Source organism: Flavobacterium sp. GW823-FHT06G12 (assembly GCF_058794775.1).
The window spans coordinates 733,289-757,437 of sequence record NZ_JBXAHE010000003.1 but is presented as its reverse complement, the minus strand read 5'-3'; the positions used below and the strand labels follow the sequence as shown (position 1 = coordinate 757,437).

14 protein-coding genes are annotated in these 24,149 nt (G+C 33.9%); 2 read left to right on the top strand and 12 right to left on the bottom strand.

The features are described from left to right. Positions 1 to 79 precede the first annotated feature (79 nt). Positions 80 to 4,141, top strand: coding sequence for a hybrid sensor histidine kinase/response regulator transcription factor (locus AC1Q5Z_RS15490; protein ID WP_492445767.1), 4,062 nt, complete (start codon positions 80 to 82; stop codon positions 4,139 to 4,141). Between the two features lie 8 nt (positions 4,142 to 4,149). On the opposite strand, the gene AC1Q5Z_RS15485 is transcribed toward AC1Q5Z_RS15490, so the two are convergent. The 7 genes from AC1Q5Z_RS15485 to AC1Q5Z_RS15455 form a co-directional block, all read right to left on the bottom strand. Further along, complete coding sequence (locus AC1Q5Z_RS15485) at positions 4,150 to 4,665, bottom strand: molybdopterin-binding protein (RefSeq protein ID WP_343586993.1); 516 nt, start codon at positions 4,663 to 4,665, stop codon at positions 4,150 to 4,152. Positions 4,666 to 4,681: 16 nt separating this feature from the next. Continuing rightward, positions 4,682 to 5,788 (bottom strand): cytochrome-c peroxidase, encoded by a 1,107-nt coding sequence (locus tag AC1Q5Z_RS15480; protein ID WP_492445765.1) that lies wholly within the window; start codon positions 5,786 to 5,788, stop codon positions 4,682 to 4,684. A gap of 160 nt (positions 5,789 to 5,948) precedes the next feature. Further along, on the bottom strand, positions 5,949 to 6,824 hold the full coding sequence (locus tag AC1Q5Z_RS15475; RefSeq protein ID WP_492445764.1) for an ABC transporter ATP-binding protein: 876 nt from the start codon (positions 6,822 to 6,824) through the stop codon (positions 5,949 to 5,951). After that, positions 6,824 to 7,498 carry a molybdate ABC transporter permease subunit gene (modB, locus tag AC1Q5Z_RS15470; protein ID WP_492445762.1) on the bottom strand — a complete coding sequence of 225 codons (675 nt, stop codon included), beginning with the start codon at positions 7,496 to 7,498 and terminating at the stop codon, positions 6,824 to 6,826. Before modB ends, AC1Q5Z_RS15475 begins: the two co-directional genes overlap by 1 nt. Next, entirely contained in the window at positions 7,491 to 7,886 is a 396-nt protein-coding gene (locus AC1Q5Z_RS15465) for a TOBE domain-containing protein (RefSeq protein ID WP_343587001.1), read from the bottom strand. The genes modB and AC1Q5Z_RS15465 overlap by 8 nt, the downstream gene beginning before the upstream one ends. After that, positions 7,883 to 8,683, bottom strand: coding sequence for a molybdate ABC transporter substrate-binding protein (gene modA, locus AC1Q5Z_RS15460; RefSeq protein WP_492445760.1), 801 nt, complete (start codon positions 8,681 to 8,683; stop codon positions 7,883 to 7,885). Before modA ends, AC1Q5Z_RS15465 begins: the two co-directional genes overlap by 4 nt. Positions 8,684 to 8,862: 179 nt before the next feature. After that, positions 8,863 to 10,152, bottom strand: coding sequence for a S28 family serine protease (locus AC1Q5Z_RS15455; protein ID WP_492445758.1), 1,290 nt, complete (start codon positions 10,150 to 10,152; stop codon positions 8,863 to 8,865). Positions 10,153 to 10,338: 186 nt separating this feature from the next. On the opposite strand from AC1Q5Z_RS15455, the gene AC1Q5Z_RS15450 reads away from it, so the two are divergent. Continuing rightward, positions 10,339 to 11,550 (top strand): M24 family metallopeptidase, encoded by a 1,212-nt coding sequence (locus tag AC1Q5Z_RS15450; protein WP_492445757.1) that lies wholly within the window; start codon positions 10,339 to 10,341, stop codon positions 11,548 to 11,550. A gap of 77 nt (positions 11,551 to 11,627) precedes the next feature. On the opposite strand, the gene AC1Q5Z_RS15445 is transcribed toward AC1Q5Z_RS15450, so the two are convergent. The 5 genes from AC1Q5Z_RS15445 to AC1Q5Z_RS15425 form a co-directional block, all read right to left on the bottom strand. Next, positions 11,628 to 15,473, bottom strand: a complete 3,846-nt coding sequence (locus tag AC1Q5Z_RS15445) for a M43 family zinc metalloprotease (protein WP_492445756.1) — start codon at positions 15,471 to 15,473, stop codon at positions 11,628 to 11,630. Between the two features lie 258 nt (positions 15,474 to 15,731). Then, complete coding sequence (locus AC1Q5Z_RS15440) at positions 15,732 to 17,189, bottom strand: SusD/RagB family nutrient-binding outer membrane lipoprotein (RefSeq protein WP_492445755.1); 1,458 nt, start codon at positions 17,187 to 17,189, stop codon at positions 15,732 to 15,734. Positions 17,190 to 17,201: 12 nt separating this feature from the next. Then, positions 17,202 to 20,408 carry a SusC/RagA family TonB-linked outer membrane protein gene (locus AC1Q5Z_RS15435; RefSeq protein ID WP_492445753.1) on the bottom strand — a complete coding sequence of 1,069 codons (3,207 nt, stop codon included), beginning with the start codon at positions 20,406 to 20,408 and terminating at the stop codon, positions 17,202 to 17,204. A 275-nt stretch (positions 20,409 to 20,683) separates the two neighbouring features. Further along, positions 20,684 to 22,843, bottom strand: coding sequence for a S9 family peptidase (locus tag AC1Q5Z_RS15430; RefSeq protein ID WP_492445751.1), 2,160 nt, complete (start codon positions 22,841 to 22,843; stop codon positions 20,684 to 20,686). Between the two features lie 4 nt (positions 22,844 to 22,847). After that, entirely contained in the window at positions 22,848 to 24,146 is a 1,299-nt protein-coding gene (locus tag AC1Q5Z_RS15425) for an aminopeptidase P family protein (RefSeq protein ID WP_343587020.1), read from the bottom strand. Positions 24,147 to 24,149: the final 3 nt, after the last annotated feature.

Here is a 24,149-nt window from a genome sequence, read left to right as displayed (position 1 = left end):
AAAAAACAATTCAGCTTTCAGGTCGCAACGTTCTATTTTTCATATATAAAAGAGCCATCAGCTTTTTAAACCACAATCTATGAATAAGCTAAAGTCTTTTCTAGTTATTAGTCTTCTTTCTCTAATTTCATTTGGACAGAATTACCCAATAAAGCATCTTGATATTTCATCAGGGCTTTCTAATAATTCAGTTGCAACAATATATCAAGATCAAAATGGATATATGTGGTTTGGAACTTTTGACGGACTAAACAGATATGATGGAAATGATTTTAAAATTTACCGTCATGTTCATACTGATCCAAATTCTATTCAAGGAAATGCAATCAGCTGTATTGAAGGTGACTATGAAAATAATTTATGGATAGGAACAACTGCTGGTCCTGTTGTTTTTAATGCCGAACGATCTTCTTTCAGTCCGTTGAAATATTATGATACAAACAAAAAGATCAAACCTTTAAAAATTACTGCTTACGAAATAATTGCCGTACATTCTTTACATATTATTCTTGTTGCCACAAAAGAAGGAATTGTTGTTTATAAAGAAGGCGAACAAATTGGAACTGCAATACCATTTAATGGTAAATTAGATTACATCGCAAGATCTATTTCTTATAATGCAAAAAAACAAATCTTCTATGTTTTTATAACAGGAACTGGTCTTTGCCAATACGATATCAAATCAAAAAAAATAACAGTCTTAAACGATACCATTACTGGCGCAAATTGTATCAAGCTAACAAATGAAGGACTCTGGATTGGATCTGACGAAGGAGCTTATCTATATAATCACAGTCTAAATACCTTTTCTAAAAATTACTTCGAAGAAAAAACAGTTGTCCGTGATTTTTTTCAGCAAGAAAACAGGCTTTGGATTGCCACTGATGGTGCAGGTCTTTTTACACTTTCAAAAAATCAAACCACTCCTGTTTTATATCGTGCTAGCGGTCCTGTTTCATTGCTTAACAGTAAATCGCTTTATGATATATTCCAGAGCAAAACTGGAGAAATGTGGTTTGGAACTCTTCGCGGAGGCGTAAGTATGATGGGAAAAAAACCGCTTTATTTTAATCATTTTAAAAGCAAAAATCCGCTAACCCATAAAGAAGACGAAGATCCTGCTGCAAATTTTATGCTTTCTTTCTGCGAAGATGAAAAGAAAAATATCTGGATAGGCACAGATGGCGCTGGAATGCGATACTGGAACAGAAAACAAAACACCTATGATGTTTACTCGACAACATCATCTGCTGGACGAAAAATTCAGAGCAATTTTGTTACAAGCATCGTCAAGGATTTTGATAATGCCATTTGGGTTGCCATGTGGAAAGGCGGAGTCTGTCGTATCGATCCCAAATCAAAAGCCATTCAAAATTTTTCAATTTATAATCAGTACACTAAAAAAGCGGAGCAAGAATCATGGCTGCTTTTTTTAGATTCAAGAAATACATTATGGCTTGCTATAACCAATTCAGGTGCATTATATCAATTTGACCGAAAACAAAAAAAATTCATTTGCTACAGTAATACATTACGCGATGTTACTTGCTTATACGAAACCAAAGATGGAAAAATCTGGGGAGGAACATTCAACTCTTTTTTTGAGATCGATCCAAGAACCAAAAAAGTAAAAAATTACCATTCTGATTATACCGTTAGATGCATAACCGAAGATCAAAACAAAAATCTTTGGGTTGGTACTGTAGAAGGCGGTCTGCTTTTGTTTAATAGAAAAACAGGAACTTATAAAAAGTATACTACTCAAAACGGCCTTTCGAGCAATACAATACTTCGTCTCTTAGAAGATAAAGATGGTAATTTATGGATGAGCACCTATCACGGAATCTCTAGATATAATCCAAAAAATAATACTTTTAGAAATTTTGGTGTAACAGATGGACTCCAAGGCAATCAGTTTAGCTGGAATGCCGGCACAAAACTTTCGACAGGAGAATTTATTTTTGGCGGTCTAAACGGTTTCAACGTTTTTTATCCTGAAAGTATAAAAGACAAAAAAAATACAGGTAAATTTTTATTGAATGATTTGTTTGTAAACAACCAATCTTTGCCTTTAAGCAGTCCTTATGTAACAGGAAAAAAACTAGAAATGATAACTGCTGCCGAACTTCCTTATGAAAAGTCGGCGCTAAGTTTTGATTTTGTTTATCTTGATTATGTTAATTCCGAAAAAATCAGTACCGCTTATTTTCTTGAAGGCTGGGATAAAAACTGGAATTATACCACAAAAGACAATAGAGCAAACTATTCCAGATTAACGGAAGGAACTTATTTCTTTAAAGTTAAAACAACAGATGTTTTTGGAAATTGGACTAATGAAGTGACATTGGCAACAATAAAAATTCTTCCGCCTTGGTACAGAACGTGGTGGGCTTATACATTTTATTTAATTTGTGCAATAGCAGCGATTTATGTTTATGTAAATTATCATAAAAATAAAGAAAGACTTCGCTATGAAATAAAACTTGCCCGAATGGAACATAAAAAAGATAAGGAACATGCTGAAAAGCAGTTTTCTATGTTCACTTATATGGCTCATGAATTGCGTACTCCATTATCGTTAATTATAAATCCGCTTAAAAGCGCAATTGAAAGAAAAAAACAGTCTGAAGATGATCTAGATCTAAATCTCGCTTATAAAAATGCTAAACGATTATTAAGTCTTACAGATCAATTATTACTATTCAGAAAAGCAGAGACTGATCTTGATGAACTAAAAATTTCGAGAATTAATCTGAATGCACTTTGCCGTGAAATCTACGAAAGCTTTACACAAATGGCGGCGGCAAAAAGCTTAAATTATAATTTTATCGAAGAAAAAGCACCTACCGAAATATATGGCGATTACGAAAAAATAGAAATTACTCTTTTTAATCTAATCTCGAACGCTTTTAAATTTACTCCTAATAAAGGATCGATAACTATTGAAATAACAGAAAACGTTAATGACGTTTCCATAATTATATCAGATACAGGAAGCGGTATTAATGAAAATGATATTGATACTATTTTTGAAAAATTCAAACAAATACAGTCTAAAAGCAGCAATGGTTTTGGAATAGGGCTTTATGTTGCAAAATATTTTGTGAATAAGCATCATGGACAATTAACTTGTAAAAGTAAAGTTGGAGAAGGCACTTCTTTTATCATTACTCTTCCTAAAGGAAATAGCCATTTTGCAGAAATGAACATAAACGAAAATTATCCGCATATGTCACCTCTTGTAGGAGAACTTCTAGAAGGATTGCCAGCTCAAAATACGTATGATAAAGGAAACAAACCACTACAGCCAGAAAATATTCAGGAAGAATTAATTAGTACAAAAAAAGTACTTCTAATCGTTGAAGATAATCCTGAAATGAATCATTATCTTGTGCAGCTTTTCTCTAAAAATTATATAGTTTATTCTGCTTTTAATGGTCTTGAAGGGTTAAAACTTGTAGAAAAACATATGCCAGATATTGTACTAAGCGATATTTCTATGGAAGGTATGAATGGTTTAGATTTATGCAAAAAAATCAAGCAAAATGATGATTTGAGCCATATTACCGTAATACTTCTTACCGCTACAACCAGTAACGACATTCATTTGCAAAGTATTACAGAAGGTGCAGATGATTATGTTACCAAACCTTTTGATAGTGATATTCTTCTGGCAAGAGTTGATTCTGTTCTTCGAAACAGAGGTCAGCTTCGCAAGTATTTTCTAGACAGCATAACACTACGCGAAAACATAAATAAAGTTCCGCTTGAGTACAAAGAATTCCTTGATAAATGTATCGAAATCGTCGAAGCCAATCTTGAAAATAGTGAGTTTAATCTAAAGAGCTTTTCTGCTGCAATGGGTATGAGCCATTCAAGCCTTTACAAAAAGATTAAAGCCATTTCTGGACAAACCGTAAATGTTTTTATCAGATCGATAAGAATTCGTAGAGCGGCAGTAATTATGCTTACCGAAAATATAAATATCGCTCAGGTTGGACCTCAAGTTGGTATAGAAGATCAGCGTTATTTCCGTCAGCAATTTGTAAAGCTGTTTGGAATGAAACCTTCAGAATACATTAAAAAATATAGAAATTCTTTTAATAAAGAATTGAATGTCATTCAAAAAGGAGATGCATAATTCCTAATTTATTCCTTCGCAAATCGAATAATTAAATTTGAAACTTCATGAACAGAACGCGCAGGTCTATTTTCATCTGGTACAACCAAACGAAATGGTCCTATCCCATCTTCTAATGGTTTTCCGTCTTTTTTATCTGCTAGAATAATTACTCTGTTTGTAAAAGCTGGATCTAATTCTGCTAACGAAAAAATAACTTCGTAGCCATCACTTGCTCGTACTAGCATATATTTCGTCAAGTTTTCTCCTTTGAGTTCTTTTCCAAGTGTTACTCCAGCTTCTTTTAATAATTCAATGACAGGAACTCCCGAATAATGCTGTATTTTTCCATCGCGATCTTTCATGTTTTGTTCTACATGTGGCATTTTTCCGAAGTCAGAAATACTAATCGAAAGTGTTTTTAAAACTTCTCCTTCAATTTTTACAACAGGTTCTTTAGAAGAATTTTGTGCATACAAACTGTTCGAAATGTTAGCAAAAAATAGTGTTGCTAAAAAAATAATAGCTAAAAAACGTTCTCTCATTTTAGTTGTTTTTAAATTACTTAATTCTCTTTAAATGCGGATTAGAAAATTTTGGATCATTAATAAAAGTAGAATCTGTCAGCATTTCAAGAAAAGCGATAACATCTGATTTTTCATTTGCCGTTAATCCCAGATTTTTTCCATTCAAATTATTAGAACTACCTTTCAAAGATATGCTTAACGATTTACTTGGCTTAATATGTTCATTATAATGATCTAATACTTCGTCAAGGCTTTTAAACCTGCCATCATGCATATACGGCGCAGTAAGTGCAATGTTGCGGAGCGTTGCCACCCTAAATCTTCCTCTATCATTTGCCATTCCTGTCTGCTCCTCACGTCCTATGTCTTTTGGCTCTTCATCAAGGCCGTTGTTATGAAACAATTCCATGTACATTTTGGGTGTTCCGTGACATTGCGCACAGTTGGCTCCTCGACTATTTTTTTCTGGCTGTGGCGAATTCATAAAGAGTTCCATGCCATTTAATTCTTGTTTAGTAGGTTTATATTCGCCTCTAAGATATTTGTCATAATTTGAATTCGCAGATATTAAAGTGCGTTCAAATTGTGCAATTGCCTTGGTTATTTTATCTGATGTAATTTCTGCTGTGCCAAACGCATCTCTGAAAAGTGGCGGATATTCCTTTGTTTTCTGAAGCTCTTTAGCTGCTTTATCCAAATAAGCTCCCATTTCGTGCGGATCATTAAGCGGAAATTTGGCTTGTTCCTCCAGACCTTTCGCTCTTCCGTCCCAGAAAAAATTTCGAACCCAAAGCAAATTGGCTAATGACATTGAACTACGCTTAGTTGGCACATTATTCACGCCTAAACTAAAAGCTTTTCCGTCTGTAAAAGCAAGTTTCTGCTGATGGCAGCTTGCACAGGAAATTGTTTTATTTGAAGATAATTTCGTTTCATAAAACAACATTCTGCCTAGAAAAACACCTTGTTTTGTGGTCAAATTATCTTCTGGAATACTAATTCTGTTTCCAAAATAATCTGGATATTCCAACTTGTAAGGATCTGTATATGGAGGTTCTATATCGGTAACAGCCATAAACAATACAGCTGTTGCCAACACAAAAAATAATGTAATTTTTTTATGATGCGATTTAATTTGCATTATCTTTTTTTAAAAGAACCCATTTAGTAATTCACAATATCATCATTATGTTTTTAAATGAATACTGCTGATTAGAAAAATCCTAAGTACTTAGTTTTTCTACATCGCTAAAATAAGTATTAATACTTAAAAAAGATATTTTTAATCGATCTTTTTAAGATCACTTCAAAATCTGAATTACAGGATTGAATGCTTTAGAAGCGATCAGTACCTTTTGCCCAATCTTATATTCCCTTCCCTCTTCTTCTGTAGCAACAACTTTTACAATAGTGTTACCAGAAGAAACCTGAACTATATAAATAATATCACTTTTAGTAATGCTGATAATTTCTCCCGTTAATTGAAATTTACTGCTAATTTTCTGTTCAGAAAATACATTTTCTGGAGTTCCTTCTTTTATGATTTTACCTTTATCAACAACAATTACTTTGTCTGAAAGTTTAAAAATCTCAGAAATAGAATGACTGACCATCAGTGTAGTCAATTTATATTTTTGATGAATTTTTAAAATATAATCTTGAAGTTTAAATCGCATTTCATCGTCTAATGCAGATAAAGGTTCGTCTAATAAAAGAATCTCAGGCATACGTACAATTGCTCTTGCCAGTGCTGCACGTTGTTTTTGTCCTCCCGATAAATTCTGCGGTTTACTATTCTGGAGTGATTGCAATTCCATAAGTTCTATCAACTCTGGAACAATTTCTTTGGAATCATTTTTAGATAAAGCAAACTCAAGATTCTCTTTTACAGTTAAATTTGGAAACAAAGCAAAATCTTGAAATACAAAGCCAATAGAACGATTTTGAACAGGGAAATGGATTTTTTTTATAGAATCATCCCAAACTGATTCCCCTACTTTTATAACTGCTTTCTCTGCTCGAGTAAGTCCTGCCAAAATTCTCAAAATGGTTGTCTTACCGGCTCCCGAATTTCCGTAAACAGAAACAAACTCTCCTTTTTTTATCGTCAGAGAGATATCTAATGGCAATTCGCCATCTGCTGTCTGCAGCATTTTATAAGCATCTAACTGTATCATTAATAAAGAGTTGTTTTTCTGGATTTATTATTGATTAAATGAACTGCTAACAAAATTGAAAAAGAAAATGCAAACAATATTCCAGCATATATATTGGCATTATGATAATTCATAGATTCTACTTCTTCATAAATCGCAATAGAAACTACTTTTGTTTCTTCTGGAATACTCCCGCCAACCATTAAAACAACTCCAAATTCTCCCAAAGTATGGGCAAATGTCATTATAATTCCAGTAAACAATGAAGCACTAATATTTGGAAGCAAAATTTTGGTAATCGTTGTAAATCTCGATTTTCCTAAAGTAAAAGCAGCCTCTTGTAAAGTTGGAGAAAGATTTTTTAATCCTGATAAAATCGGGTTCACCATAAAAGGCAAACTGTATAAGACTGAAGCCAGAATTAATCCTTCGAAAGTAAAAACCAATCTCACATCAAAATAATCTGACAGAAATTTGCCAAAAGCATTTTCTGGACTAAAAGCTATTAAAAGATAAAAACCTAAAACAGATGGCGGTAAAACCAAAGGCAAACTAATTAGAGCCTCAATAATGGCTTTTAATCGAAATCGACTGTAGCACAACCAATAACATAGCGGAATTGAGACTATAAAAAGAATCAATGTGGTAATCAAAGCCAATTTTGCAGTAAGCCATAAAGGATCTAGATTAATCATAGGCAGATAAGCTTACTTCGTTCGTTTTTATTAAAGCCAATATGTTTTGGTTTTCTTTTAGATCTAATTGTTCGCAGGCATTCGTAGTAATAATAGATTGTATTTTATCTTCTCCAATCGATAACGTAATTTGACTCAGAATTACTCCTTTTTTTATAGATTCTATACGGCCGTATATCTGATTCTGAACACTAATAGAAGGATTTAAATCTTTAGATATAATTACTTCTGTTTCCTTAAAAATGATTTTAACTGTATTATTTTCTTTTAAATAATCTGGCACGTCTAGAATGATCGAAGTAAAGATATTTTCATTCGATTTCAGCTTAACTAATGAAATGCCTTCATGCGATTGAATTTCAGTTATAATTCCTTTTAGTACATTCATTTTGCCTTTGTATCGTATCCGTAATATTTTAAAATAGCAATTGCTTTTTTTGAAGATATAAAATTATAAAACTTTACAGCATTTGCATTGTCTTTTCCATGTTTCAATACTACGCATCCTTGTTCTAACGAAGAATGGCTTTTTTCTGGAATAATATAATACTTTCCTCCTTCTTTTTGCATATTAGGGGTTAGCACAAGAGACAAGGCTGTAATTCCAATATCAGCATTTCCAGTAGTTACAAACTGAGTGGCTTGTGTAATATTATCGCCAAAGACCAATTTGTTTTTTACTTTATCATATATTTTGTAGAATTTTAAGCACTCCACCGCTTTTTCTCCATATGGCGCAGTTGAAGGATTTCCGATAGCTATTTTTCGAATAGAAGCATCTAAAAGGCTATTCATTTTCGCTTTATTCGGATCCATTTTTTTGCTCCAAATAACCAATTTACCCACAGCATACATTTTTACTTTTGAGGCTGTCATTTTTTTATTTGCCAGTTTATTAGCATAATCCATATCTGCTGAAAAGAATAAATCAAATGGCGCTCCACTAGAAATCTGCTCATAAAATTTTCCAGAAGCACCATAAGTAATCTGAGGATTTATATCTGGGTTTTGAATTTTAAAAACATTATTTATAGAATCTAAAGCTACTTTAAGATTCGCCGCCGCCACAATTGTAAATTTCTGTTGCGCCTGCATATTCCTGAAAGATAATACGGAAAACAGCAACAGATAAAATAAAAATCTTTTTCTGATTTTATACTGTAGTGACTTGTTTCTCTTTCTCATAACACACGAAGTAAATAATGTTATAACTGTAAAAATAAGCATTCTCGCGTAGATTGAAAAAACTAATCTTTTAAAAGAAAAATAGCCTATAAATATATTCTATAAATAAAAAAAGCCCGAGAAGTATATTCTCAGGCTTTAATACTATAATAGACTTTAGTACGATACAATCTAGATTTCTAATTCAACCATTTGTTCAAAGTATTCATAATTAAAATTCTGTCATTTTCAGAAAAATCTCTTACTCTGGTGGAGTGACTTCCATTAGGAAGCACCATTTTAAGAGCATCAACATTTAGTTTAGGAGTTGGAGAACAAGAGAACCAAGTATCATAACCTCCGTAGATGTATAAAATTTTATCTCCTTTGTTTTCAACATATTTACGAACTTTTTTAATGTATTTTGGGTTGTATTTTATTGCAACATCTTTAGGTGCGAATCTTGCATTCGAACTGCTTTTTACAATAGTCAGTAAATCGGCAACAGGCTCTAGATCAAACCCATAGTAACCCAGTTCACTTAAATGCTGATAATAAGACGGTAAATACACAAAAGACATTTTATCGCTGTAAGTTCCCACTCCAACAATTTTATTCAAATAATCAAATAATTCTTTTGCAGAAGCATTTGCTGACGGAATCTCATCGCATTTTCCTCCCCATTGCCAAAAAGAAAAAGGAAATTCTAAAACGGCATATTCTAAAGATTCAGCAAAAGGAACTTCTGTAAATTGCATTTTTTTTGTAGTTGCATAATCCTGAAAAACGGCCAAAACGGCTTCTTTTTCTTTTAAAACAGTTCTCTGAAAAGCGGTTATTTTTGCTCTGCATTCTGCTGTTCCAATTGTTCTCGTATGATTTATCGTTCTAGGATCTTCACAAGAATTAATTAACGGAGCCACATAAGGCATTGCAACATCAACATCATTCGGATAAATAGATTTATAAATCAGAGCTGTTTCTCCTCCTTTACTAATTCCTGTAGAAATCCATTTGCCAGAATATATTTTTTTCAACTTAGTTACAATATCATGATAATCTGCAATAGCTTGATCATTGGTTAAATATTCCCATTGAATCGGATTTGGTCTTGATTTTCCGTAAAAACGATATTCAACCGCAACTTGATTTGCTTGCAAAAGACTGCTTACTTCACTCTTTATATTTTCAGTATTATAACCATGAGTTTCAATTACCGTTGGCCTGTCAAAACCAAGATGAGAAAGATAAATATAATGCTGAAAAGTTCCCTTCTCAGGATGTTTATGATCTAAAGGTTCATCTAAAATTATCTGATATGATTCGGTATAATTTTCCAAATTTTCAATTCGAGTTATAATCGCTTTTGGAAATAATTCATTCAATCTTTGCTGTAAATTCTCTGATGATTCTTCTATCTTTTGCGCAGCTATTGTAAAATAGTTCAACAAAAGAAAAAACAATGAGGTAATAAAGGTTTTTGAATTCATTTTAATCTTAATTATTTAAGTTTTTAAAAGTAAGCGCAATGTTAAGCTGAAACTGATATTATATTACCCTTAAAATGTAATATTTTATCTAGTTTGCATCAACATAAGACAAAATCGAAATAATGCCTTAATTTTATTGAAAAATTGAAGCATACAGCGATTTAATATTAACTAAAAAAATAAAAAATGACAATTGGAGTTGGCGGATCAACTATAGATATCGAATTGGGAAAAATACAAAACATGACACTTGGTGTTGTGCCAATTGCTTTATCAGAATACAAACAGCGTATCAAAAATGCGGTCGAATTAATGAAAGAGCATAACTGTAAAGCGCTTTATGTAAATGCGGGAACGAATCTGTATTATTTTACAGGGACAAAATGGAATGCTTCTGAACGTATGGTTGGAGCGGTGCTTTTTGACGATGAAACGGTTGAATATATTGTTCCGAAATTTGAAGAAGGAACTTTTAAGACTTTTATGAAAGTTGAAGGAAACTTAAATTTCTGGGAAGAACATGAAAGTCCATACGAGCTATTTGGAAGCATTTTGCAAAACAAAAATGTCATTGATGGAAATATTGCGCTAGACGAATCGGCTTCTTTTTTCCTGATTGATGGAGTTGCAAAAGCGAATCCAAAATTTAGTTTTGTAAATGCACAGCCTATTACAGCAGGATGCAGAATGCATAAATCGGCTAACGAAATTGCTATAATTCAGCAGGCTAAAAATATAACCATGACGGTTCAAAAAGCGGCGGCAAGCATTTTATATCCAGGCATTGAAGTAAGCACTGTTGTCGACTTTATTCATAGAGCGCATATTAAGGCTGGTGTTTCATCGGGTTCTTATTTCTGCATTGTTCTTTTTGGAGAAGATTCTCAATATCCGCATGGTGTTACATCTCCACAAAATTTAGTGGATAATGATATTGTATTAATTGATACAGGATGTCGCTTAGAAGGCTATTTGTCTGATATTACAAGAACTTATGTTTACGGAACTCCAAATGAAGAGCACCGAAGAATATGGAATCTTGAAAAGGCAACTCAAAAAGCTGCTTTTGATGCTGCGCAAATTGGAGCAACATGTGGTTCTGTTGATGATGCAGCTCGAAAAGTTCTGGCACAAGCCGGACTAAGCGGTGATTATGAAATTCCGGGTCTACCTCATCGTGTTGGACACGGAACAGGACTTGATATTCATGAATATCCTTATTTGGTAAGAGGCAATCAAACTGTTCTAAAAGAAGGAATGGTTGTTAGCAACGAACCAATGATATGCATGCCAGGACAATTCGGTATTCGTCATGAAGATCATTTTTACATGACTGCAAATGGCCCTAAATGGTTTACTGAACCTATGCAGAGTATTGAAAATCCTTTTGGGCTATAGGTTTTTAAACACTTTATCTTTTTAATAAAAAAGGGATGCTAAAACAAGCATCCCTTTCTTTTTGAGCAAATTAACTCTTATTCAACCAATAATTTTTTCTTTTCCACAAACTTACCATCGGTAGCTACAACAATATAAACTCCTTTATTTAAATATTTAAGAGAATAAACTGTTGTATTATGCATTGTAGCAATTAAATGTCCTGTACTATCGTAAATTGATACTTTAACTTTATTTATATCAATATTTTCAAAAGTAAAGTTTACCACATCAGAAGCTGGATTTGGATACATGGTGAATGTTTTTGCTGTATTGATATCTGAGCCAGGCAAACCTAAACTTCCAGATTGTAAATCAATAGTATGCGATGCGCTCCAATCGCTAAAAGCATTGCCATTTTTTGCTTTCACTCTAAATTCATATACCGTTTGAGTTCCTTGTTTTGGAATCCATAGATAATATGTTGTCGAAGTTCCAGCTAATGTCCATCCTGAAGAAGTATTCAATTGCACTTCATAAGATGTCGCATCTGCTGATGTTGCCCACGAAGCATAAAATCCTGATGTGTATACACCTGCATTACCAAGATTAGCAGGAATTGTTAAAGTTGCTGGATTTGGTGGTACAGAAGTTCCTGCACTAACAGTATAATCTTCGATTTCACCATCTCCTAGATTTCCACAAGTTGAAGATGGATTGGCATTATACTTCATTACAATTCTCATTCTTGTCGTTCCTGTAAATGATGCAGGAGTAAAACTTGCTGTTACAGCACCATTTGACGAAATATTATTAACTACTTTTTCAGATTCTTCAAACTGATTGTTTTTATTGTAATCAATCCAAACTCCCCAATATTCGGTGTAAGCAGATCCTGTAAAACCAGGTGTCAAAGTAATACTCGTATTTGCATTTGGAGTCAATGTAATTACTTTTGAAGTATAATCGGCATAACCATTTGTTTCTTTTCCTGATGTGTTTACAAAGCTTCCTACCGCAATCGAGCTTATATACTCGTAACTATTTGCTCCTTGCGCACTGCATAGCGAAGCTGCGGGAATCGTAACCGTAGCCACATTCGAATAAGCCGAATAATCTGTTCCTGATTTTGCTCTAACTCTATATTTATAAGTGCTGCCCGCTGTTAAAGCTGTATTGGTATAAGTAGATGCTGTATTGGCCAAAGTAACAATTTCGGCATATACATCATCTGAACCTGCTCTTTCTACTATTACATTTGTGGCATTAGTAGCATTATTTGTCCAAGTAAGAGAAGCTTCTAAATTAGTAACTGTTGCTGTCAAGCTTGTTGGAGCCAATACTACATTTGCAGTTTGTATTCCTGCCAAAATCGGCTCGTTTGGTTTAGTATTATAAGCATAGTCCAAAACGATATAGCCTACTCCTCCAGCCTCTACTTTAATATGCATCCATCCGTAACAAATACGACCTCTACTAGTATATTCAAAACCAACATAACCTGTTTTATTGTCCCAAGTAGTATAAGTAGCTGTTCGCAAATCCAACTGATTCGGATAATTTCCTGGAGCAGCAAAATTACTCGAAGCGCCAATAGAAGTTCCTTGTGCTAAGAATGAAATATTTCTTGTTCCAGATTCAGCAACTAGCCTTTTTCCGTACGTTTCTATTTTTAAAGCGGCGGCGGCATATTGCCATGCACCATATTCTGTATTATCTCCAATGCCCAAATCAAAATATTGCCAAGTCGATGCTGCGTTGGCAGTATAATCTGGATTATTTACGTAAAATACACCATAAGGAGCATCAAACTTCAAGTTGATTGTTTTGGTTGCAGTATCTAAAGTCGCTATACCTCCTGTAATTGCTGCATCTTTAAAAGTAAGTGTAACAACAGCATCATTTGTTGTATTATGTGCAGTTGCTTTTCCTGTAAAAGAAAGTACTGTTTTGGTATTGCTTTCTAAAGTTAAAACTGCTGTTAATCCAGCTGGAACGCCTGTAATGGTATAATCTGTTCCTGCAGTAAAAGTTCCACTGCTTTTCGTGAATGTTCCATTATTGGTCGTCAATGCAATTGTTGTAGTAGATGTAATGCTTCCGTCATTAGTTACAGCTTCGTATAAGGTATCTGCTGATAAAGTTGTAGCAGTCTTATCGGTCATTCCTGTATAAATTGGAGTATTTGGCTTGGTATTATAAGCATATTCCAAGATAGTATATCCGTCACCATCAGCGTTTACTTTTACTTTGAACCATCCATAACAAGTAAGACCATCCATTAAATAATCAAATCCAACATACCCTGTTTTTCCATCCCATGCTGTGTAACCTGCCGTTCTTAAATCTAACTGGTTTGGATATGCGCCTGGAGCAGTCATATTACTCGTTGGACCAACAGCTGTATTTGAATTTAATAATGAGATATTTCTAGTGCCTGTTTCACAAACTAGTTTTTTTGCATAAGTTTCTATTTTTAAAGCATTGGCCGCATAACGCCAACCTCCAAATGCTTTATCATCTCCCTTTGCAATTTCAAAATATTTCCATGTCAGTGCAGATGATACAGTAACATCAGGCATGTCTACAAAAAAGATTCCGTAAGGATCTGAAAATTTTAAGTTAAAATAGAGAGAACTACATGATAAATTGGCTGTTCCGCCTGTAAAAGCCGCAGGTAAAAAACTAATTCCTCCTGAAGCATTATTACTTGCTGCATGATTAGTGGCTTTTCCAGTTAATGTAACCGTAATTTGATTGTTTGAATTTACAGTAAGTACAGGAGTTATTCCTGCTGGAAAAGTATGTGTAAAATGAGTACCAGCTGTTAAAGTTCCTGAAGATACCGCAAAAGTTTTTGTTCCGTTTAAGTTTATGATAGAAGAAGTATCAAAAGAACCATCATTTATAATAGCTTCTTTAAAAGTTACTGCCGAAGCAACTAGTGTACTTCCTGTTGCATTAACGCCAGTATCAATTAAATTTTGAGGTTGCCATAAAGATTTTCGAGCAGGATGTTCTAAAGCCGCCAGCATTCTGTCGATCTGACCTTGTGTATACATTTTATAACAACCTTGAGCGCCGTTATATCCCATATAGTTTTCAAAGTTTACTTTGTCACCGCTGCAGTTTGTTCCTGGAGTACAGCCTAAGGTATGATTTCCGTCTTCAGCTGGAGTATCTGCAACCTCATCTGTGCCAGAGCATCCTCCTTCAAAAGTATGAATCAGGTTAAGAAAGTGACCAAACTCATGCGTTAAGGTTGCCGAGAATTCTTTACTATAGGAGTTATCATATAAGTAAGCTCCGTTAAAAACAACACGAGCAGTATTGCTTGCTGTCATATCTGAACTTGGATACCAAGCAACACCCGAATTATTTGTAGCTCCATCATTATACAAATCATTCTGAATATAAACATTCATGTATTTAGTATTATCCCAAGCGTCAGCAGCAATTTGATCGTCGTAACCGCCGCCATTTCCATATCCGTTTTTTGTTGGATGAAATACAACTCCTGTTGTACAACCGCCATTAGGATCTTTTTTAGCTAACTTAAATTCGATATTTAAAGTTCCACGTCGTGACTGAAAGAATGGTTCTACGGTTTGATAATCGGCATTGCGTCCATTAAAATCATCATTAAGTTGGGCAAGGTGATTTACAATTTTTTCGTAGGTTACGGTTTTACCTCCTTGCACATCGCCATAAATATGGAAAACTACCGGGATTGTATAAGTGACGGCAGCCGTTTTTGAGGTTTGAGATTTGCGTTGTGCAGCAAAGTTTTTACTAAAAACATCAAAGTTCTTTTTTTCTTCAAGTGCATGTGGATTATTCCGATACACTTTGGCATTTTCTTCGCTTGTTCTGCAGGGCAAAACTTGCGAACTAACTTTCAATACACTGAAAATCAGTAAGCAGATTAGTAATTTTAATTTCATCTATTTTGGTTTTATAATTAGTAACAATCAAAATTACCTTACATGTTTATATGTTTCTGATATTATTTTAATCAGAATTAATACATAATTATCATGTTTTTAACCTTAAAAAAACATATCCTTAAAAATTCCAATTTTAAAATACAGATAACAACACACATTTAACTTTATAAGAATATTAATCTAAAAACTTTGAGCAAAAAAAAAACCAGCACTTAAAAGTGCTGGTCTCAAAAAACAAATTAAACTAACTCAAAATTAAAATTTGTCCCAAAAAATTCTTGTTGTCATTAAATCTCCTCCAATAGCCGATGAAGCAGCTTCGTAATTTGCTGTATTAAGCGTTTTATCAGATGTAGAATAAATATTTCTAACAGGAACTTTCCCTTCAGCTTCTTGAACTGCTGTAACAGGCGCTGTAAGTATAGGATAATCTAATCTTCTATATTCTGTCCAAGCTTCAAAACCACGATTGTAATACGCAATCCAAAGCTGATAAGCGATTTTTTGTTTGTCTGTTCCTGCAGCTGTTGCAAAAGCGACATCTGGTCTATTCAAATACGTTTGGATATCAGTGTCTGAAACTCCCCAAAATTTCATACTAGCTTCAATTCCTTTTGTATAATACGTTGCTGCATTTGCTCCTACGTTAAAGCCTCGGTTTGCCGCGTCGGCCAATAAAAAACAAGTTTCTGTGTAATCGAATATAACACCTGGATTTGTTTTCTGTCTAAGTCTTAAACCTGTATTGCTATAATCAGCATAATTAACTTGCTGCGCATATGGAGCGCCTTTGTATTCTCCATTTATTTTTGAATTTGGATTGAAGAAAAAATCACGTCTTGGATCTTCTTTTCCGTTTAATTCATTCACAAAAAATGCGGCAATATTAATCTGGCTTGAGTTAACCAAATCATCATATAATGGATTCATGTCTGTTATTGAAGAAAAATACTGAAACAAAGCAGTATCAGTTTCTTTACTCATAACTCCTGAATTGAAAGCGCTTTCTACCATTGTTTTTGCTTTTGCAACGTCAACATCTGCTAAATGCAATCCCATTTTTAGTTTTACACTATTTGCCAAAGTTTTCCATTTAGCCACATCGCCATGAAAAATTAAATCAGCATTTCCGAAACTATCGTATTGATCATTTAAATCTAAAATGGCTGCATCTAAACGGGTAGCCAAATCAAAATAGATTGTTTTTGCATCATCGTATTTAGGAAGCGGAAATTTTTTGATATCTAAAGCTTCAGAATAAGCTACATTTCCAAACAAATCAACCAGCGTTTGGTACGCCATTACAATTTGCACTTCTAAAATAGCAAGTCGGTTTTTCTTGATTCCCTCTTCAATAGGTCCTAATGCTTTGCTATCTTTAATCTGCTTTTGCGAATTGATCAAATCCTGCAATACATCTCTGTACAATAACACCGAATGCGAACTTCCTAAATTTCTTTTTGCCTGATTATAATTGGCTTCATCTGTATAAGTAGATGTAGACCAATGCTGTACATAAGCTCTAAAGTTGTTTGAATTTACGGAAGCATTCGTTAAAAAATAAGCATAATTTACTTGTGCACTAGTCATTAATGCGCTTGGCAAAGCGGTTTCATAACCTTTTTCATTCTTATTCATGTTATCTAGATTGTCACATGAAGCAATTGCACACAAAACTGCGCCTGCAAAAAATATTGTTTTTATAATTCTCATGTCTTTAATTTTTTAGAATTGAACTTTCAGAGTAAAACTATACTCCTTTGTTGTTGGCAACACTCCGGTTTGAAAACCTTGCAAATTACCTGAAGAAGCTCCTGCCTCAGGATCTGCATAAGGCAAGTTTTTGTGGATTATCCAAAGATTGCTTCCGTTTATAGCAAAAACCATATTGCTAATAAATGTATTCTCTAAAAATCTTTTTGGAAGCCTATAGCTCAATCCTACTTCACGAAGTTTTACATAAGAAGCATCATAAACATATTCTTGCTGTGGCATAGAATTATAGAAATAATAACCATCTGTTCCGGTAACACTTGCTACAACATCGTTACGTGAACCGTCTTGTTTAACACCGTCTAACAACACTCCACCGCCTTGAGAAACTGGCTCACGCTGAGGAACTCCATTATGGTTTTTTGAAACAGTGCTTTCATAAATTCCAGTCGCATGACCAAATTGCTGATCTAGAGAATACACATCTCCGCCTTTTTTAACATCTATTAAAAAATTGAAAGCGATATTTTTGTACGTCAAAACGTTATTAAAACCACCAATCCAATCTGGAGCAACATTGCCTATTACAGCTCCCGCAGTTTGTAGATATCTTCCGTTTGAACGAATTACTTTTTCTCCGTTTAAATAGGTATAACCAGAACCAACTAACTGTCCAACTGGTTTGCCAACTTCTGCTACATAATTAACTCCCTGAAAAGATCCTAACGAAATTTGATTGGCTCCTCCTAAAGAAATTACTTCATTTTTATTCGTTGACCAGTTTACAGTTGCCTGCCAAGAAAAATCAGTTGTTTTTATTGGTGTTGCATTCAAGGTTAACTCATAACCTTTATTCTGAACATTTCCTGCGTTAATCCAAGCTCTTGTATATCCTGTCTGAGTTGGTGTTTCGATAGAAAGGATTTGATTTGTGGTATTGGTTTTATAATAAGAAAAATCAAGTCCTAATCTGTTTTTAAAGAATTTAAGTTCAACACCTGCTTCAACTCCTTTTGTCAACTCACTCTTTAAGTCAGAATTACTTCTGCTGTTTTCTGTAGAAAAACGAATTCCGCCAGGTCCAAAATTGCTGTTTTTAGGATAAAGTGCCGAAGTCACCGCAAATGGCGCATCGTTTCCGGTTTCAGCATAATTCAAACGTAATTTTCCGAATGACAGCCATTCTTTTTTAATGTGATTGCTAAAAATATAAGTAGCTGTAACTGATGGATAAGAATAGGTATTATTGTCTTTTGGTAAAGTAGACGACTGATCTATTCTATAAGTTCCTTCAAGAAAATAAGTGTCAAGGAAATTGAAACTTGCCATACCATAAACACTATTTGTACCTAAAGTCTGCTGTATCTCGTCTGGACTATTAATTTGATCAATTGAGTTGGTTAAGGCATAAATTCCAGGCACAACCAATCCTCCATTTGTTACTGCGTAAATAGAATTGTTAACAGAACGTCTTGTATTACCTCCTAACATACCATTAAAACTAATTCCTTCTGCAATACCAGTTTTAAAGTTCAGTACTAAATCTAAGTTGATTTCTCTAAAATTTTTATCAAATCTCGAATATTGTCCAAGAGCGTTTGGAGTTCTTTTAGATCCAACAGCAATACGCTCTTCTTGCAATTGGTGGTAAAAATCGACTGCACCTCTTCCCATAATATCAAACCAGTTCGTAACATCGGTTTTTACGACTACATTACCAAAGAAACGATCTCTTTTTAGAGAGTTATAATTGTTGTAACGCTGAAAATAAGGGTTGTCATGAAATTGAACTTTTAAATCATCTGGAGAACCAACATTCCATGTTGTATTATTACCAGTCAATTCATAAGCCTCTTTAAGATCTCTAAAATCGGCATTAGTTGTATACCATTGTCTCACACTACTCAAATAGTTATTTCCGCCATCTCCATATCCTGTTTCGTTCATTCCGATAGCATCTGATGTTAGATAATTAGCTGTAGTCGAAATTCTAGTTTTTGGCGTAACCTTAAAACTTCCAGAAAAGTTAAAATTGTCTTTTCTGTTATTACTGTTTGGCAAAATTCCTTGTTGCTGATTGTAATTGGTATAACCAAATCTAAAATCCCCCTGATCATTTCCTCCCGAAAAAGCGATATTATTTATATAAGTAAGACTGTTTTGGTAAAAACTGTTCGGATTGTTTCTTACCGCTTTATATGGAGTTGCTTTTCCATAAGTTGGTAATTCTGGATAAAATGAGTTCCAGTTGTAAACCAGTAATGAAGGATCAAATTTTGGTCCCCACGCTGCGTCATCTGTCGCTACGTAAGGATGAACTCCGCTTCCTAGATCAACTGTTCCATAAAAATCACCATAACCTCCACCATATTGATTTTGATATTCTGGCAATGTTTTTTTATCTACTACCCCAACATTAACTCCCGAACTAAAACTAAATCCTAATCCGCCTTTAGATTTACTTCCTTTTTTTAGCGTAACAATAATAACTCCGTTTGATGCTCTAGAACCGTACAATGCCGTAGCCGCCGCTCCTTTTAAAACGTTCATGGTTTCGATATCATCAGGATTAATATCAGACGCTGCATTTCCGTAATCATAACCGCCTACATTTCCACCAGATTTTTGATCTTCTTTATTCGTGTTGTCATTGTTCAATACAATTCCGTCAACAACCCATAAAGCCTGATTATTTCCTGTTAATGAAGTGGTACCACGAATCACAACATTGGTTGAACCGCCTATATTATTATTTCTTCTAACCTCTACACCTGCAATTTTTCCTGAAATATTATTAGAAACGTTCCCTGTATTTATCTTTGTAAGCTGGTCGCCACTTATTTCTTGGGTAGCGTAACCCAGCGATTTTTTCTCTCTTTTAAGACCTAATGCGGTAACCACAATTTCTTGCAATTGTGTAGAACCAGCAGTCATTTTTATATTAATGCTTTTATCTCGCGCCTGAACTTCTCTCGTTTGCATTCCAATAAAAGTAAACACTAACACAGCGTTTGCATCAGCTTTTATTGAATATTTCCCGTCAAAATCAGTCTGAGAGCCAGTTTGAGTTCCTTTAACTAGAACACCCACACCAGGTAGAGGTATTCCATTCTCATCTGATACAATTCCTGACACTATCCGTTCTTGCGCAAATGTCAGTTTGGTCAACAGTACAAAAAAGAGTACTGCAATTTTTCTAAAATTAATCTTCAATTTCATAAAATGGTTTTATAATTAATGAGGCAAATATTTTGCTTTTTAGATAATTTTTCTGATAATATATTACCGAAAAACCTGCTTATATTACCCTATAATTATCAAATTCACATTTTAAAAAACATCTTTACAAAAACAAATAATCATTTAAAAATCAACAAACTAAGCATAATATCTTAAACTTTAAATTCAAGTGCATTTAAATTCTAATTTTATAAAACAAAAAAGAGGATTTCAAATTAATGAAACCCTCCTTTTTTCTATAAATATTTTTTTTTCTATTTCGCGCCAGGCGGACAATTTTTTTCTATGTAATGAACAAAAGTATCTACTAAATGTTTGGTTGTTCCTTCGCCTTCATAAATACTATGCGAACGATTTGGATAAATCATTAAATCAAACATTTTATCGTATTTAATTAATTCATTAATTAAAACCTCAGCATTTTTATAATGTACATTATCATCGCCTGTTCCGTGAATGTACAGTAAATTTCCTTTTAAGTTCTTGGCATGAGTTACTGGAGAAGCTTTAACATAAGTTGCTTCATTTTCGTCTGGCAATCCCATATAGCGTTCGGTATAGATATTGTCATAAAAATGCTGATCTGTCACCGCTGCAATGGCAATTCCTGTTTTGTATATATCTGGATATTGGAACATTAAATTTAAAGTTACAGCACCTCCGCCACTCCATCCGTGAATTGCCACTCGATCAGAATCAATAAAATTCCATTTTAAAACTTCTTTGGCAGCCATTGCCTGATCTCGTGTATTGATAATTCCGATGTTTTTATAAATCGATTTTCTCCATTGCGTTCCTTTCATTGCTGGAGTTCCTCTATTATCCATTGCAATTCCGATATATCCTTTTGGAATCAATTCACTAATAAATTCATTAAAATAAGGTTTGTCATTAGCCACTGTAGCCATGGGCTCACCGTACACATAAAAGAAAACAGGATATTTTTTTGAAGGATCAAAATCTAACGGTTTTGCCATTATTCCGTCAATATCAATACCATCAACTGTTTTTACTTTAAATTTTTCTAAAGTATAATTTCTATCAGGAGCAGTAAAAACATCTGCTTCTTTTGGATAAACTTTTTGATGTCCAGACAAAGCGATTAATCTCTGATTGTAATCTCTCGAAATACTTGCGTTGGCATGTTGTGCGTAAGCTGCATCTGTAGAAAAAATATATCTGTTTGAACCATCAAAAATATCTGGAGTTACTCTTTTTGTTTTTTTAGAACCTAAATTCGTTTCATACAAATAACGCTGTGTAGCATCAGTTGGACTAGCAATGAAATAAATTGTTTTTGTTTTTTCATTATAAGCTTTATAATAAGCATCAAAATTAGTTTTGGTTACTAATTCTTTTGATTTTCCGTCTAAACTTATTTTATAAATATGCATCCATCCATCAGCATCAGAACTCCATAAAAAGGCTTTTCCGTTATCTACAAATTGGCAAGGAAAAGTATCGTATTCTCCCGAAGAAATGTCAAAAACATCTATCCAAGCACTAGATTCTTCTTTGTAAATAACTCTGGCTGCTCCAGATTTTGTATTGCAATCGTACATTGTAACCTGATTCTGATTTCGGTTTAATTGAATCACCATCACAGATTCGTTACTTAGCCATTTCATTCGAACCAAATAATTGTTATCTGGTTCTCCTGGAATATTCAACCAATTGGTTTGAAGCGAATCAATATTTACAATTCCAATTTTAACCGACGATGGTTTTTCGCCAGCTTTTGGATATTCTACAGGAATAATAACCGGATACAACGAATCGGTATTATTGATCATGAAATGAAATTTAGTCAAAGTTGCGTCTACTCTCCAAAAAGCAATACTTTTTCCGTCTGGACTCCATCTAAATCCATCACGTGCCGCTAGCTCTTCTTCATAAACCCAATCAAAAGTACCGTTAATGATTTTATCTGTACCGTCTGTAGTTAAAGGCGTAATTTTACCTGAATTTACATTTTCCACATAAATATTATGGTTCGAAACATAAGCTACATTTTCATTATCGCTTGAAAATTTTGCAAACATTAACGACGATGCATCTAAGTTCTTCCCTAGTTGTTTTCCTTTACCTGTAGCCAAGTCAAAAAACCAATAGTCACCTTTGGTATTGTCTCTCCATACTTTTTTAGAATTGGTGTAAACCAAAACTTTTGTTTTTAAGTCATTCCAGACTAAGTTCTCAATTTCTCCTGTAAATCCGGCAGCAGCCAATTGTTCCTTAGACAAAATCGCGGTTTGTTTATCAAGCTTATCAACATCGTAAACCACCACATTATTATCTTTGTTTACCCAAAAGGAATGAGAATTAGGCAGCCAATTTAGATTGTTAATGTCAATATCCTTCTGTGCAAAAACAGATGTGCATATCAACAGAAGAAACAATAAATGTTTTTTCATCTTATTATTTTTTATTTTTAATTAAACTTTCAATATCGGCAATTTCAATTGGCATGGCTTCACTCAAATTTACGTTTCCATCTTCCGTTATCAAATAATCATTCTCTAAACGGCAGCCAATTCCTTCTTCTCTAATATAAATTCCAGGCTCACAAGTTAGAACCATTCCTTTTTCAAAAGGTCTAGAATAAAGACCAACGTCATGAACATCCAGACCTAAATGATGCGCAGTTCCGTGCATAAAATATTTCTTGTAAGCAGGTTTTTCTGGATCTTGAGCTTTAATTTCGCCCTCTGTGATCAATCCTAATTTGACTAATTCGGTTTCAATTAATTTTGCCATTTGAAGTTCATAATCTTTAGATAAAACCCCTGGCTTCAATAATTTTGAACCTTCTTTCAAACAATGTAAAACAGATTCATAAACCTGTTTTTGCCTTGGACTAAAAGTTCCGTTAACCGGAATACATCTTGTTGTATCTGAATTATAATTGGCATAACAGCTTCCAAAATCCAGCAGAACCATTTCATTTTCTTCACAAACATCATCATTGGAATTGTAATGTAGTGAACAGGCATTTCCGCCAGATGCTACAATAGATTTAAATGCTTGTCTTGTCCCTCCGTTTTTTGCGGTCGCGTATAACAATTCAGCTTCTAATTCGTATTCTTTTACATTCGGACGGATTGCAGCTAAAACTCTATGGAAACCTTCAACACTTAATGCAGTCGCTTTTTTGATTAAATCAATTTCTTCGTTTGATTTAATAGGTCGCAATGCTCGAGTTATTTTTGCCACACGATCATATTGATGCAACGGATATTTTTCTTTGCACCATTTAATCATTCTATCCTGTCTGGTTTCCATTTCAGAAGTTACCCTTTTGATGTGCTCATTATGGCCTAAATAAAAAGTATCGGCTTCAAAAGCAAAAAGCTGCAAGGTCTTTTCAAATTCATGAATCCATTTGATATTCTGTATTCCAGAAATAGCAGTTGCTTGCTCTTTGGTTAAAAAATTACCATCCCAAATTAGTGTATGTTCGTTGGCTTCTTTTACAAAAAGTATGGCTTTGTTTTCTTCTTTAAAAGCATCCGGGAAAAGCACCAAAATAGTTTCGTCCTGATCAATTCCAGACAAATAAAACAAATCATTGTTTTGTGCAAAGCCCATAACATCATCTGCATTATTTGGCATTACATCATTTGAAGTCAAAATAGCTACACTATTTGGCTTCATTTTTTCGGTAAATCTTTTTCGGTTTTCAATAAACAAAGAAACCGGAATTGCATTGTATTTCATAAT